15 protein-coding genes and 1 pseudogene are annotated in these 14,070 nt (G+C 71.4%); 1 reads left to right on the forward strand and 15 read right to left on the reverse strand.

What is annotated here, in order from left to right:
* Position 1: 1 nt before the first annotated feature.
* The 8 genes and pseudogenes from EL338_RS13420 to EL338_RS13455 all read right to left on the reverse strand — a co-directional run bounded on the left by EL338_RS13420 (position 2) and on the right by EL338_RS13455 (position 7,278).
* Complete coding sequence (locus EL338_RS13420) at positions 2 to 1,147, reverse strand: acyl-CoA dehydrogenase family protein (protein ID WP_126334203.1); 1,146 nt, start codon at positions 1,145 to 1,147, stop codon at positions 2 to 4.
* A gap of 50 nt (positions 1,148 to 1,197) precedes the next feature.
* Positions 1,198 to 2,334 carry an LLM class flavin-dependent oxidoreductase gene (locus tag EL338_RS13425; protein ID WP_126336851.1) on the reverse strand — a complete coding sequence of 379 codons (1,137 nt, stop codon included), beginning with the start codon at positions 2,332 to 2,334 and terminating at the stop codon, positions 1,198 to 1,200.
* 133 nt (positions 2,335 to 2,467) lie between these two features.
* A pseudogene (locus tag EL338_RS13430) lies at positions 2,468 to 2,824 on the reverse strand (hypothetical protein); the annotation flags it as partial.
* A gap of 220 nt (positions 2,825 to 3,044) precedes the next feature.
* A complete protein-coding gene (locus tag EL338_RS13435; RefSeq protein WP_126334204.1) occupies positions 3,045 to 3,992 on the reverse strand; it encodes a LysR family transcriptional regulator in 948 nt (315 codons plus the stop codon).
* Between the two features lie 65 nt (positions 3,993 to 4,057).
* Positions 4,058 to 5,038 carry an isopenicillin N synthase family dioxygenase gene (locus EL338_RS13440; protein WP_126334205.1) on the reverse strand — a complete coding sequence of 327 codons (981 nt, stop codon included), beginning with the start codon at positions 5,036 to 5,038 and terminating at the stop codon, positions 4,058 to 4,060.
* An 87-nt stretch (positions 5,039 to 5,125) separates the two neighbouring features.
* Entirely contained in the window at positions 5,126 to 5,620 is a 495-nt protein-coding gene (gene nusB, locus EL338_RS13445; RefSeq protein WP_126334206.1) for a transcription antitermination factor NusB, read from the reverse strand.
* Positions 5,613 to 6,176 carry an elongation factor P gene (efp, locus tag EL338_RS13450; protein WP_126334207.1) on the reverse strand — a complete coding sequence of 188 codons (564 nt, stop codon included), beginning with the start codon at positions 6,174 to 6,176 and terminating at the stop codon, positions 5,613 to 5,615. The genes nusB and efp overlap by 8 nt, the downstream gene beginning before the upstream one ends.
* Positions 6,177 to 6,189: 13 nt before the next feature.
* A complete protein-coding gene (locus EL338_RS13455; protein ID WP_126334208.1) occupies positions 6,190 to 7,278 on the reverse strand; it encodes a M24 family metallopeptidase in 1,089 nt (362 codons plus the stop codon).
* 33 nt (positions 7,279 to 7,311) lie between these two features.
* On the opposite strand from EL338_RS13455, the gene EL338_RS13460 reads away from it, so the two are divergent.
* Positions 7,312 to 7,914, forward strand: coding sequence for a B-4DMT family transporter (locus EL338_RS13460; RefSeq protein ID WP_126334209.1), 603 nt, complete (start codon positions 7,312 to 7,314; stop codon positions 7,912 to 7,914).
* A gap of 13 nt (positions 7,915 to 7,927) precedes the next feature.
* On the opposite strand, the gene aroB is transcribed toward EL338_RS13460, so the two are convergent.
* The 7 genes from aroB to ruvX all read right to left on the reverse strand — a co-directional run bounded on the left by aroB (position 7,928) and on the right by ruvX (position 14,070).
* Positions 7,928 to 9,022, reverse strand: coding sequence for a 3-dehydroquinate synthase (gene aroB / locus EL338_RS13465; protein ID WP_126334210.1), 1,095 nt, complete (start codon positions 9,020 to 9,022; stop codon positions 7,928 to 7,930).
* A complete protein-coding gene (locus EL338_RS13470) occupies positions 9,019 to 9,750 on the reverse strand; it encodes a shikimate kinase (RefSeq protein ID WP_126334211.1) in 732 nt (243 codons plus the stop codon). Before EL338_RS13470 ends, aroB begins: the two co-directional genes overlap by 4 nt.
* Before the next feature lie 11 nt (positions 9,751 to 9,761).
* Positions 9,762 to 10,973 (reverse strand): chorismate synthase, encoded by a 1,212-nt coding sequence (gene aroC, locus EL338_RS13475; RefSeq protein ID WP_126334212.1) that lies wholly within the window; start codon positions 10,971 to 10,973, stop codon positions 9,762 to 9,764.
* A 42-nt stretch (positions 10,974 to 11,015) separates the two neighbouring features.
* On the reverse strand, positions 11,016 to 11,426 hold the full coding sequence (locus EL338_RS13480; RefSeq protein WP_126334213.1) for a prepilin peptidase: 411 nt from the start codon (positions 11,424 to 11,426) through the stop codon (positions 11,016 to 11,018).
* 68 nt (positions 11,427 to 11,494) lie between these two features.
* Positions 11,495 to 12,340: a shikimate dehydrogenase gene (locus EL338_RS13485; protein ID WP_435404905.1), complete on the reverse strand. Its 846-nt coding sequence runs from the start codon at positions 12,338 to 12,340 to the stop codon at positions 11,495 to 11,497.
* A complete protein-coding gene (locus tag EL338_RS13490; protein ID WP_126334214.1) occupies positions 12,318 to 13,562 on the reverse strand; it encodes an endolytic transglycosylase MltG in 1,245 nt (414 codons plus the stop codon). The genes EL338_RS13485 and EL338_RS13490 overlap by 23 nt, the downstream gene beginning before the upstream one ends.
* Complete coding sequence (ruvX, locus tag EL338_RS13495; RefSeq protein ID WP_126334215.1) at positions 13,555 to 14,070, reverse strand: Holliday junction resolvase RuvX; 516 nt, start codon at positions 14,068 to 14,070, stop codon at positions 13,555 to 13,557. The genes EL338_RS13490 and ruvX overlap by 8 nt, the downstream gene beginning before the upstream one ends.

Genomic DNA, 14,070 nt, shown 5'->3' on the forward strand with positions numbered 1-14,070 from the left:
CTCAGATCATCGCGAACGGCGACACCTTCGCACCGACCTCGCAGGCCCCGGCCAACTCCCGGCTCACGTCGTAGTCGAACACCACGTGTCCGCAGATGACGTCGACGTCGCGCTTGGCGCGCTGCAGCGGACTGGACAGGAACTGGACGCTGGCCCCCGAGGCCGCGAGCAGATCGGCGATGATCGCGCGGGATTCGTGCACGATGTGCGCGGCCGCCAGCCGGGCCGACGCCCGGTGCGGGCGCGGCACCGTCGCGCCGGCGCTCATCGCCGTCTCGATGCCGGCGACGGTCTGGTCCAGCAGGGCCCGCAGTGCGGCCAGCCGGACCCGGGCACTGCCCAGCCGGATCTGCGCCGACGGCTGATCCTTCTGCGCCACACCGGAATAGGCCAGCACCCGCTCGGAGAGCCGCTGGGCGAACTGGTCGGTCACGGCCTCGGCCGAGCCGAGCGCGGGCATCGCGGCCACCAGCGCCAGCGCGGGCACCAGCGGCCACCGGTAGGTGCTCGCGTCGTGCAGGGCCGCCCCCGGTGCGGTGCCGCCGTAGACGTCGACCACCTTGGCCAGCCGGTGCTCGGGGACCACGACGTCGGTGACGACGACGTCGTTGGAACCGGTCGCGCGCATCCCGGCGGTCTGCCAGACGTCGAGGACCTCCACCTCGGAGATCGGCAGCAACGCCAGCGCCGGGTAGATCTCGGTGTCGGGTCCGCACAGCGCACCCACCATGATCCAGTCGGCGTCCATCACCCCGGTGGCCCAGGACCACCGGCCCGTCAGCCGCACCCCGCCGTCGACGGGGATCCCGCGGCCGGTCGGGGCCAGCGGCGCCGGGCACAGCACCGGGCCGTCGGCGAAGACCTCGTCCTGGGCCCGCTCGTCGAACAGGGCCAGCATCCAGTTGTGCAGGATGTAGAAGCCCAATGTCCATGCGCTGGAAGCACATCCGTGGGCCATGGCGCGGATGGGGTCGAGGATTGCCGGGAAGTCGGCCTGCCGGCCGCCGTAGCGGGCCGGCAGCAGCAGCGAGGCCAGCCCACCGGCGCGGAAGTCGGCGATGGTGGCCGCGGGCAGCCGCCGCAGCTCCTCGGCCTCGGCGGCGCGCTCGGCCAGGGCGGCGACGAACGCGTCGTCGATCGGTGTCATGTCCGGACGCTACCATACCTTTAGGTATGGAACGGTGACGCGGGTGGCGCTCAGCCCGTCGACGCCGAAACCAGTTGCGGCGGCTCGTAGGGACGAATGTCGAGCAGCGGCATCACCTGCTGGGCGAACCGTTCCGCCTCGGCCGCCAACGGCCAACCGGACAGAATCCAGGTGTCGATATCCAGTTCCGCCGACAACTCGGTGATCTGCTTGGCCACCGTTTCCGGGCTGCCGACCAGATAGTTGCCGGAGCCCTTGCCGGCGATGTCGAACGGCGGCTCTCCCGATGTCCACGTCGTCAGTCCGGCGGCCAGACCGGGTGCGAATTCCAGCGCCTCACGACTGGGGATGCGCCCCGCCCGCAAGGCGTCGATCCGATCCTGCACTTGCGGGTCGGCACTGGTCATCTCCGACAACGGGCCGAACCCGAACGAGCGCAGGTTCCGATCGGCCAACCGGGCCATCTCGGCCGGGTCGGTGTGGGAAAGTTGCCATTCGAAGTGCGACCAGGCCGCATCGTCGGTGTCGCGCACGATCACGCTCGCCAGGACCCCGGCGGGGATACTGCGACCTTTGGCCGCCGCGGCGGTCCGCATCGCCCCGAACGTGCCGGCCAGCAGCGCCGGTTCGGCGAGGAAACTCAGGTAGACGTCGAGCACCTCGGCGGCGTGTGCGATGCCCTCCGGCGAAGCCCCGGTGCCCCACACCGGCACCCCGCCGCGCTGCCGCGGGCCCGCGATCGCGGGCTTGTACCGGGGGCCGAGCTGGAAATACTCGCCGTCAACCGCGCTCGTATCGTCGAGGTAGAGCTGCCGGACCAAGGGCCAGTACTCCTCGGACACGGCGTAGCGCTGCGCCTTGGATTCGAAACGGCCGTACCGGGCCAGCACGGGATCGGCGCCGTTGACCTGGTTGTAGATGAGCCGGCCGCCCGAATAGTGATCGAAGACCTGGGCCTCCTCGGCAAGCAGCGCCGGCGGTTTGACCCCGGGGTACTCCGGGATCATGAAGCGCAGCCGTTCGGTATCACCGACCAGCGCGATGGTTTCGCGGGCGGTGCTCAGTGCACCGAAGTAGCCGAGCTGATCCAGCGCCGCGGCCAACGTCCGCAGGTGGGAAAGCGAGGGCGGCACACGGCGCTCACGCTGCCAGGGCACATCACCATCGGCACCGTTGATGTACCACATGATCCGCAGACCGTTGCAGCTCTGGCCGTCCACAAGCGAGTTCCTCCATGATCCGTCATGACGGACGAAAACGTCACGAGCAGATTATTGGAGAAGACGTCGCCGCGGGTCCGTCCCTCCTTCCGGCGGCCGGCTACGCGCTGAGCGCCGGCTGCCGCTCCTGGGCGTAGGCGTTCCAGCCGGTCAGCACGGCCTCGAGTTGTTCGCCGGAGTGCCGGCCCAGGCCGCATTCGGTCGAGATGCCGAAGTCCGGGAGGAATTCCGCGGCCAGTTCGGCGCGCGCGGCGGCCCCGGCCGCGCCGTCGTCGGTGTGCAGCAGACCGAGATAGACCTCGGTCTCGGGTTCCAACGCCAACTCCGCCAACGGCCGCCAGTGCGCGCGGCGGGTCCAGGCCGCCACCGTCGCGGCCTGGATCGCGTCGATGCGGCGCCCGATGTGCCGGGACAGGCCGTTGGCCAGTGCCACGATCGCCGAAGCGTCGCGCGGCAGCCAGGGCGTCGGTGGGCCGTACCCCGTCGAGTTCGCGGTGCACAGCACCCTCGGCGATCCCGGCGGCCAGATCCTGCGCTATGCGGATCGCCTGCGCGGGGGTGTCGACGGTGTACAGCGAAACAGGTTGGTTCGCAGTGATTGTCACGACGGTGGACTCCTCGGGAAGCGGTGATGTGCGCCCCACGCTAGGACGCGGTCGGGTCCGGCCGAAGGTCGATCAAGCGACGCTGAAGGGGCGTTCAGAAACTCTGTAGGCGCTGTCGTTGGCCAGCCGGGTGCCGACGGCCTGCGCCGAGGACAGCAGCGCGCCGAGCACCGTGCCCGCCTCGGGGCGATGCTGGGTGGCCAGGGCGATGCGGCGCACCGGGCGCATCCCCGCCACCCGCCGGATCGCGACGTTGGGCCGCACGTGCGCGGCGGCCAGGGACGGCACCAGCGACACCCCGAGATCGGCGGCCACCAGACCCTGCAGCGTCGGGTAGTCCTCGGAGTGGAACGCCACCCTCGGGGTGAATCCCACGCTGCGGCAGGCATTCTGGAAGACCCGCGCGTCCGGACACACCCCGGTCGCGGAGCTGACCACCCAATCCTCGGCGGCCAGCGCGGTCAGCGGGATCTCGGCGTGGCCGGCCAGCCGGTGTCGCGGCGGCAGGACCAGCAGGAATTCGTCGTCGTAGATCGGTGAGCTCACGACCTCGGGGTAGGCGGTTCGCTCCCCCGGCACCTCGGTGATGACCGCGGCCTCGACGTCGCCGGCGGACAGCAGCGCGACGCCGTCGTCGGGATCGGCGGCCACCAGCGCCGGCCGCAGCCGCGGTTCGGCGCTGCGCAACTCGGCCAGCGCCGTGGGCAGGATGGTCGCCGCGGCACTGGCGAAGGAGGCCACGCGCAGTAGTTCGGGCGTATCTGGGGAGTCGAGCCGGCGTTCGGCCCGTTCGATGGCGGCCAGGATCTCGGCGGCGCTGTCGTACAACCGTTCTCCCGCCGTCGTCGGGCGCGCCCCGGCATGGCCCCGCACCAGCAGGATGACGCCGAGTTCGCGCTCGAGCGCGGCGATCTGCTGCGAGACGGCCGAAGTGGTGTAGTTCAGCGTGGCCGCGGCGGCACTGAGCGACCCGGCGCGCACCACCGCGCGGAACACCACCAGCCTGCGTGCGTCGAACACCGGGTCACCGTATGCAGGCCCCCCGACGCCCGGCCAGGTTTGCGCTCAGGGCGAGGGAAATCCGGTCAGCTCGAGGCCGGCTCGAGGCCGTGGTGCAGCGCGGCGACGTCCGGGTGGGCCCGGGTCCGGGACTTCCAGGCGTTCTCGCCGTAGGTGTTGAAGATCGGATTGGCCGGGTCCACCTCGACGCCCTTGGCCGCGGCGGCCAACTCGGCCGGCAGGTCGATCAGCGGCACCTGCGCATCCAGCGCCGGGTTCAGGAAGAACGGGATGGACACCCGGTCGGTGCCGGGCGCCGGGGCCAGCACCCGGTGCGAGGTGGCACGCAGATACCCGGCGGTAGCGACCTCGAGCAGCTCGCCGATGTTGACCACGAACGCGCCCGGCAGCGGCGGAACGTCGACCCATTCGTCGGCACGCAGCGCAACCTGTAGGCCGGTCGAGTCGGGTTCGAGCAGCAACAGCGTCAGCACACCGGAATCCTTGTGCGCACCAACGCCTTGCCTGATGGTTGTGGTGCCCGGGTAGCGCACCACCTTGATCAGGGTGGCCGGACGTTCGGCGAAGGCGGCGTCGAACAGGTCCGCCGCCGCACCCAGCGACACCGCCCAGTGCCGCAGCAGCCGCAGGCCCACCGCCGACAACGCGGCGCTCCAGCGTTCGAACGCCGGCCGCAGTTCGGGCAGCGCCGACGGCCACAGGTTGGGCCCCTGCAGCCGCCAGTACCCCCGCGCGTCGGGGAGGACGGGACGCTCGGGACCGATGTCGATCTGCTCGCGCCAGTCCACCTGACCGTTGGTCAGTTCACCACCCAACCGCGAGTAGCCCCGGAACTGCGGGCTTTTCAGCTGGCTGATCTCATCCTTGGCCGCCGCCGGCAGCGCGAAGAAGCGCCGAGTCAACGACAGGATCTCGGTGATCTGCGACTCGGCGATGCCGTGGCCGGTCAGGTAGAAGAACCCGAAGCGGTGGGCGGCCTCGCGCAGCGCGGTGCGAAAGCCCGCCGGGTCGTCGTCGGCGGTGGCGAGGTCCAGGACGGGCAACATGGCCTCCAGGATGCCCGCCCGGTCCGCCGGCCGGCCAGTGACGTTCAGCAGGCCTGCACGACCGTGCAGAGGATCTTCACGCGCCCGTCAGGGCTGGTCGGTGTCGAGACCGATCGCCCGCACCGCCTCGGCGGCGGCGCGGATCTGCGGGGTGACCAACATCACCTGTCCGAGCACGCCGTTGACGAAGCCCGGCGAATCATCGGTGGACAGTTCCTTCGCCAACTCGACAGCCTCGTCGACGGCGACCGGTTCCGGCACGTCGTCGGCGTGCAGCAGTTCCCAGACGGCCACCCGCAGGATCGCGCGGTCCACCGCGGGCAGCCGCATCAGCGTCCAGCCCTGCAGGTGCGAACTGATCAGGTCGTCGATGTGGGCGGCGTGCTCGGTGACCCCGCGGGCCACCGTGTCGGTGTAGGGCGCCGGCGGGTCGATCTCGGGCTTGCGGCGGGCCAGTTCGGCGCGCTGATCGGCCACCTCGGCGGGCGTCAGCTCGCGGGCCTCGGCCTCGAACAGCAGATCCACGGCCCGCTTTCGGGCCTGGTGTCGGCCCTGCCGGACCTTCTGCTTGCCGTCAGCCATTCACGCGACCCAGGTAACTTCCGTCGCGGGTGTCGACCTTGAGCCGGTCGCCGGTGTTGATGAACAGCGGCACCTGGATCTCGGCACCGGTCTCTACGGTGGCGGGCTTGGTGCCCGCGCTGGAGCGGTCGCCCTGCAGACCGGGCTCGGTGTGGGTGACCTCGAGCTCGACCGACACCGGCATCTCCAGGTACAGCGGGACGCTGTCGTGGAAGGCGATCTGCACGGGCATGCTCTCCAGCAGGAAGTCGGCGGCGTCACCGACCATGGCGTCCGGCAACTGGTGCTGCTCGTAGTCCTCGGAGTCCATGAAGACGAAGTCGGCGCCGTCGCGGTAGAGGTAGGTGGCGTCGCGCCGGTCGACGGTGGCGGTCTCCACCTTGACCCCGGCGTTGTAGGTCTTGTCGACCGTCTTGCCGGAGACCACGTTCTTGAGTTTGGTCCGGACGAAGGCGGGGCCCTTGCCGGGCTTGACGTGCTGGAACTCGATGATCTGCCACAGCTGGCCGTCGATCTTGAGGACGAGGCCGTTCTTGAAGTCGGCAGTCGATGCCACGGTGGTGCTCCTTTTAGAGGATCTGTAGTTCCTTGGGGAACCGGGTAAGCAGTTCGGGGCTGTTGCCGACGACGAGCGTGTCCTCGATGCGGACTCCGCCCCGATCGGGCAAGTAAACGCCGGGTTCCACGGTGACCGCGGAGCCAGCAAGCAGTGTACCGGCGGCCTTGGCGTTGATTCCGGGCGCTTCGTGGATCTGCAGTCCGACGCCGTGTCCCAGGCCGTGGCTGAAGGTGTCGCCGTAGCCGGCGTCGGCGATCACCGAGCGCGCGGCGGCGTCCACCTCGCACAGTGCCACACCGGGCGCCAGGGCCTCGCGGCCGGCCCGCTGGGCGGCCGCCACCAGGTCGTAGATCTCGCGCTGCCAATCCGCGGGTTGTCCCAGCACGAACGTGCGGGTCATGTCGGAGTGGTACCCGCCGACCAGGGCCCCGAAGTCGATCTTGACGAAGTCCCCGGCGGCGAGCACCGCGTCGGTGGGCCGGTGGTGCGGGACCGCCGAGTTGGCGCCGGCCGCGACGATGGTCTCGAAGGAGGCGCCGTCGGCGCCGCGGGAGAGCATCAACGCCTCGAGGTCGTTGCGGACCTGCTTCTCGGTGCGCCCGGGTCGGATCCCGCCGCGCTCGATCAGGTCGGCCAGCGCGGCGTCGGCGGCCTCGCAGGCCAACCGCAGCAGCGCCACCTCACCGGCGTCCTTGACCTCCCGCAACTCCTCCACAGTGCCCGAGGCCCGCACCAGGCCGGTGTTCGGGTGCTCGGCCAGCGCGCCGGTCAACGCGTGGTGGGCATCGAACGTCAGCACGTGCCCCTCGAAGCCCAGGGCGCCCACACCCGCCTCGGCGGCCCGGGTGCTCAGCGTCAGATTGCAGGCGCGCTCGATGACGACCTCGACGTCGGGCGCCTGCCGGCCGGCCTGCGTCCGGTACCGGCCGTCGGTGGCCAACACCGCCGGTCGGTCATCGGCGAAAACCAGCAACGCGCCGTTGGAGCCGGTGAACCCGGACAGGTATCGCACGTTGTTCAGGTCACTGACCAGCATCGCGTCCAACGACGCGGACTGTAAGCGAGCACACAGGTTGGCACGGCGCTGGGAATGTGTCACGCATGCCGACGGTACTCGCTACGCTGTTCCCCCATGAGCAAGTGGTTGTTGCGCGGACTGGTGTTCGCGGGCCTGATGATCGTTGTCCGCCTCGTCCAGGGGACGCTGATCAATCAGTTCGAAACCCAAGCGCTGTTGATCAGCGTCGTCCTGCTGGCGATCTTCGGGGTTCTCGCCGTGCTGTGGGGTCTGCTCGACGGCCGCTCGGATGCCCGGGCCAACCCGGACCCCGACCGCCGCAACGACCTGGCGATGACGTGGCTGCTGGCCGGCCTGGTCGCGGGTCTGCTCTCCGGTCTGGTGTGCTGGGTGATCTCGCTGGTCTACCCGGCGCTCTACGTCGGTGGGCTGATCAACGAGCTGACCACCTTCGCGGCGTTCACCGCGCTGCTGGTGTTCCTGCCGGCGATCACGGCGGCGGCCGTGGGCCGCTGGCTGGTGGACCGCAAGGCGCCGCCGCTGGAGCGCCGCCGGGAATCGGACTGGGACGAGGAGCGCGCCGACACCGACGTGTTCGCCGCCGTCCGCGACGACGAACACACCGCGGGCGCCCAGGAGTATCCCGAGCAGCAGAGTTCGTCGGTGGCGCTGGCCGAGCGGGACCCGGCCGACGAGCAGCAGCGCCGCGACCAGTGAGCCGCGGCGGGGCTCACTCGCCGGCGGCGACCTCCGAGTAGGCGGCGGCCAGCAGCGCCGGATCCGGGCCCTCGAGCCGACCGGGCTTGGCCAGGCCGTCGAGGACGACGAAGCGCAGCACGCCGGCGCGATTCTTCTTGTCCCCGGCCATGTATTCGAGCAACTGGCCGAACGCATCGGCGTCGTAGCTGACCGGAAGGCCCAGCGCGGCCAGGACCGTGCGGTGCCGGTTGGCGGTGTCGTCGTCGAGCCGGCCGGCCAGCCGACCGAGTTCGGCGGCGTACACCAGCCCCACCGAGACCGCCGCGCCGTGCCGCCAGCGGTACCGCTCGCGGCGTTCGATGGCGTGCGCCAAAGTGTGTCCGTAGTTGAGGATTTCGCGCAGCGCCGACTCCTTCTCGTCGGCGGCGACCACCTCGGCCTTCACCGCGATCGAGCGGCGGATCAGCTCCGGCAGCACCGTGCCCGACGGGTCGAGGGCGGCCTCCGGGTCGGCCTCGATGAGGTCCAGGATCGTCGGGTCGGCGATGAATCCGGCCTTCACGATCTCGGCCATACCGGCGACCAGTTCGTTGCGGGGCAGCGTTTGCAGGGTCGCCAGATCGACCAGCACGGCCCGCGGTTGGTGGAACGCGCCGACGAGGTTCTTACCCGCATCGGTGTTGATCCCGGTCTTGCCGCCCACCGCGGCGTCGACCATGCCGAGCAGCGTGGTGGGGACGTGCACGATCGACACGCCGCGCAGCCAGGTGGCCGCGACGAAGCCGGCCACGTCGGTGGCCGCGCCGCCGCCGAGGCTGACCACCGCGTCCTTGCGGTCGATGCCGATGCGGCCCAGCACCTCCCACACGAATCCTACGACGGGCAGGTCCTTGCCGGCCTCGGCGTCGGGGATCTCGATGCGGTGCGCGTCGAATCCCTTGTCGGCCAGGAAGCTTCGGATGGCCTCGGCGGTCTGGGTGAGCACCGGCTGATGCATGATGGCGACCCGACGGGCGCCCTCGAGTTGTTCGCCGAGTTCGCCGAGCAGACCGGTGCCGATGATCACCGGGTAGGGCGGATCGACCGCGACGTTGATCGTGACGGGGGCGTTGCTGCTGTCGCTCATTTACGAACCTCGCTGCGGCGGGCGGCCAGCGCGGCCGGGGTCGCCGGGGTGGGTGGACTGGGTTTCGGATCGGCCTTGGGATCGGACTTCGGATCGGATGTGGTGCTGGGTTCCTGCCGGGGTTCGGCGGCCGGCGCCGGTTGCGCGCCGCCCGACTGCCGCCAGGGTGCGCGCCGGCGCCTGCGCGTGGGCCTGGCGGGCTTGGTGGGTGCGGCCTGTTGCGGATTCTCCAGGCGCCCGGCCAGGTAGCGGACCACCGCGCCGGGGTTGCGCCGGTTGGTGTTCACCCGCATGGTCGCGACCCGGCGATACAGCGGGACCCGTTCGGTCATCAGCTTGCGGAACTTCTCGGCCGGGTCCCCGCCGGCCAGCAGCGGGCGCACCGTGCCGCTGGTGGTGCGCCGAACCCCTTCCGCGGCACTGATTTCCAGGTACACCACGGTGTGGCCGGCCAGCGCGTCGCGGACCCCGGGGCTGGTGATCGCGCCGCCGCCGAGCGAGAGGATGCCGTCGTGCTCGGCGAGCGCGGTCTTGATGACCTCTTCCTCGATGCGGCGGAATTCGGCCTCGCCGTCGGTGGCGAAGATGTCGGCGATCGGCCGGCCCGCGACCTCGACGATCTGGGCGTCGGTATCCAGGAAGGCCGATCCGGTGGCCTTGGCCAATCGACGGCCGATCGTGGACTTCCCCGATCCCGGCATTCCGACCAGTACCGCTTTGGGAGCCATCGCCTGCACGCCTATCCCGAGACAGCCGTGGATGCGCCGCTCGGTTCGTGTTCGGCCACCGCCCGCAGATAAGACTCGATGTTGCGGCGGGTCTCGGTCAGCGAGTCCCCGCCGAACTTCGCCAGCACCGCGCGCGCGAGCACCAGCGCCACCATCGTCTCGGCGACCACGCCGGCGGCCGGGACCGCGCAGACATCGGAGCGCTGGTGGATGGCGACGGCCTCCTCACCGGTGGCCATGTCCACGGTCGCCAGGGCGCGCGGGACGGTGGAGATCGGTTTCATCGCCGCGCGCACCCGCAGCGGCTGACCGTTGGTCATGCCGCCCTCGAGGCCGCCCGCGCGGTTGGTGCTGCGCACCACGCCGTCGGGGCCCGGGTACATCTCGTCGTGCGCCTGGCTACCGCGCCGCCGCGCGGTGGTGAATCCGTCGCCGATCTCGACGCCCTTGATGGCCTGGATGCCCATCACCGCGGCCGCGAGTTGGCTGTCGAGCCGGTTGTCCCCGCTGGTGAACGAGCCCAGCCCGATCGGCAGGCCGAGCGCCACCACCTCGACGACCCCGCCGAGGGTGTCGCCGTCCCGCTTGGCCGCCTCGATCTCGGCGATCATGGACTGTTCGGCGTCGGCGTCGAAGGCCCGCACCGCGCTGGCGTCGATGGCCGCCAGGTCGTCGGCCTGGGGCGGGGGCCCGTCGTACGGCTGCGAGTCGCCGATCGAGATGACGTGCGAGAGCACCTCGACGCCGAGGGCCTGGCGCAGGAATTCGCGCGCCACGGTGCCGGCGGCCACCCGGGCCGCGGTCTCGCGGGCGCTGGCGCGTTCCAGCACGGGTCGGGCGTCGTCGAAGCCGTACTTGAGCATGCCGGCGTAGTCGGCGTGCCCAGGCCGCGGGCGGGTCAGCGGCGCGTTGCGCGCCCCGTCGGCCAGCGCCTCCTCGTCGACGGGATCGGCCGCCATGACGGTTTCCCACTTCGGCCACTCGGTGTTGCCGATCTCGATGGCGACCGGGCCGCCCAGGGTGACCCCGTGGCGCACGCCCGCCAGGACGGTCACCTGATCTTGCTCGAATTTCATTCGGGCGCCGCGGCCGTAGCCGAGGCGGCGGCGCGCCAGTTGGGCGCCGATATCGGCGGAGGTGACGCGCACACCGGCGACCATGCCCTCCACCACGGCCACCAACGCGCGGCCGTGGGATTCACCGGCAGTGGTCCATCGCAACACGCGTCCCATCTTCCCATGTGGGCGCCCGCAGACGTAATCGCGTCAGGCCAGGGCCACCGCGACCGCGCTGGCCGCACACATCGCCGGGCCGTGCGGCACCACCCGGCGCCGACCGAGCAGGGCCCAGCCCGCGGTCAGCAGCGGGGCCGCGCAGGCCGCCAGCGCCCACGCGTCGACCCCGAAGGCCCCGGTCAGCGCCCCCACCCCGAGCGCCAGTTTCACATCGCCCGCGCCGAGCCCGGTCGGGGCCACCAGATGCACGAGGAGGTAACCCGCCGCCAGGGCGAGCCCGCCGGTCAGCGCCGCCGCCCCGGCGCCGCACACCGCCGCGACCGCGACGACCGCCAATGCCCCGGGCAGGGTGAGCGCGTTGGGCAGCCGACGCTGCGCCAGGTCGTAGACCGTGAGCGCGGTCAGCCACAGCAGCGTTGCGCCGGCCAGCAGGTAGGGCACCTCCGCACGCTAACGCCGACCGCGGGTGGTCCGGGTGCAGCCGGACCCGAACCTGTGGACAGCCGCGACTAGCCGAGTGCGGCGGCCATCTGCGCGCGCGGCGCGGGGCGGCCGGTGAACTGCTCCACCTGGGCGTAGGCCTGGTGCAGCAGCATCTGCAGACCGCTGACCACGGTGCCGCCGGCGGCCTCGACGGCCGCGGCCAGCGGGGTGGGCCACGGGTCGTAGAGCGCGTCGAGCAGCACCGGCACCGCGGCCAGCGCACCCGCGCGTTCCGCGGCGACCTCGGCGGGCAGCGTGCTGACGGCCACCGCGGCGCCCTCGGTCTCGGCCGCCAGCGCCTCGTCGGTCAGCGGGCAGTGCCGCGCCGCCACGCCCACCCGGTCGGCCAACCTCAGCAACTCGTCGGCCCGCTCGGCGTTGCGCGCGGCGACCACGGCCTCCGCCATGCCCAGCCGGGCCAGCGCCACCACCACGGCCGGGGCGGTGCCGCCCGAGCCCAGCAGGATCGCGCGTCCACCCGGCGCCGTCAGCACCGGTTCCAGCGCCCCCACGACGCCGTCGACGTCGGTGTTGTCGGCGCGCCAGCCGGTTTCGGTACGCACCAGCGTGTTCGCGGAGCCCACCAGCGCCGCGCGTTCGGTGTGCTCGTCAGCGAACCGCAGCGCGGCGAACTTGCCGGGCATGGTCACCGAGACCCCCACCCACTCCGGGCCGAATCCGCCGACCAGCACCGGCAATTGGGCCGCCGTGCACTCGATGCGCTCGTAGGTCCAGTCGGTCAGGCCCAGGGCACGGTAGGCGGCCAGGTGCAGCTGGGGCGAACGGGAATGCGAGATCGGCGAACCCAGCACCGCGGCGCGGCGCGGGGGCGACCCGGTCAGCGAGGCGTCAGCGGGCACTGTCGAGGACACCGTTGCGCCGGGCTATCTCGATGCTCGCGAGGTGCTGCTGATAATCCCGGGTGAACAGCGTGGTGCCGGACATGTCGATGGTCACGAAGTACAACCAGTCCCCCTCGGCCGGGTGGATGGCGGCCTCGATCGCGGGCTGGCCCGGCGCGGCGATCGGCGTCGCCGGCAGCCCCTCGGAGGCGTAGGTGTTCCACGGCGTGACGGTGGCGCGGTCGGCGTCGGTGGTCGCGATCTCCTGGCGATCCAGCGAGTAGTTCACCGTCGAGTCGAACTCGAGGCGCTGCGGTTCGGCGAGCCGGTTGTAGATGACGCGGGCGACCTTCGGGAAGTCCTCCTCGGTGGATTCCTTCTGCACCAGCGAACCGACGACGAGGATGTCGTAGGGGGACATGTTCATCGCCGCGGCCGTGTCGAGCAGTCCGTCGCGGGTGTAGTGGTTGGTGCTGATGTCGATCAGATTGGCCAAGATCTCGGTTCCCGAGGCCGACGGGTTGACGTTCCAGGTGCCGGCGGCGATCAGCCCCTCGATGCGGCGGTGGTCGTCGCCCATCGCGGCGACCCGCTCGGCGGCCCAGTCCGGGATCCGCAGGTCGGCGGCGGGTGCGGCCGAGGCCGCGGCCTGCAGTTCCTCGACCGGCACACATTCCTGCGCACCGTTGAGTTCGACGCAGCTGGCCTTGGAGATCAGCGTGAAGATCCCGTCGGTGACCGCGTGCGTCTTCACGTCGGTGGTGTCATCGAGTTGACGGCCCTCCGGGATGGTCATCTTGCCGACGCGGTTCGCCGGGTCGGCCAGCGTGCTGACCGCCAGCGCCGCCGGGCTCTCGGTGCGGACCCGGTAGAAGCCGGGGTGGATGGCGGCGATCGCGTCGCTGTTGGCGGCGGCCTCCACGAAGACCTTCGCGGTCGCCACCACGTTGGCGTCGGCCAGCGTCTGGCCGACCGCCGTGGTCGAGTCGCCCTCGTGCACCTCGATGACGACGTCGTCGACGCCCTCACCGGTGAAGTCGGTTGGCCCGCCGGTCATCCCGTGCCACAGCTTGGAGCCCAGGAACACCACCCCGACGGCGACCACGGTCAGCACCGCCACCGCGACGCCGGTCACCAGGCGCCGCCGGCGACGATCCCGCTCGGCGCGCACCCGCGCGGCCCGGGACATGCGTCGCCGCGGCGGACCGACGGCCAGCGGCTGGGCCCGTTGGGGTTCAGTGTCCTCAGTCATGCGACCTCTCGGTGGGAAAATTGTTCAGTACTGTACGTCGCTGATCGAGCCACCCCTGCAGGATCGCCACCGCGGCGGCCTGGTCGACGACGTTGCGCTGCCCTTTGGCGCGCACACCGGCCTCGCGCAACGAACGCTGCGCCGACACCGTGGTCAGCCGCTCGTCGGCCATCCGCACCGGCACTTCCGACAGCCGCCGGTCCAGGGCGTCGGCCACCGAGATCGCGTCGTCCGCCGAGGCTCCGGCGCGGTCGGCCAGGGTGCGCGGCAGCCCGACGATCACCTCGACCACCTCGTACTCGGCGGCCAGCGCGGCCAGCCGCCCGATGTGCCGGGCGGACCTGCGGTTGTCCCGGGCGACGGTCTCCACCGGGGTGGCCAGGATGCCGTCGGGATCGCTGACCGCCACCCCGATGCGCACGGTGCCGACGTCGACCCCGAGCCGACGTCCCCGGCCGGGGTCGTCAGCGCCAGGCCGGTCCGGTTGCCGGCTGAGGTCGGGGTCCAC

Origin of the sequence: Mycolicibacterium chitae (genome assembly GCF_900637205.1) — a bacterium.
GTDB classification, from domain to species: Bacteria; Actinomycetota; Actinomycetes; order Mycobacteriales; family Mycobacteriaceae; genus Mycobacterium; species Mycobacterium chitae.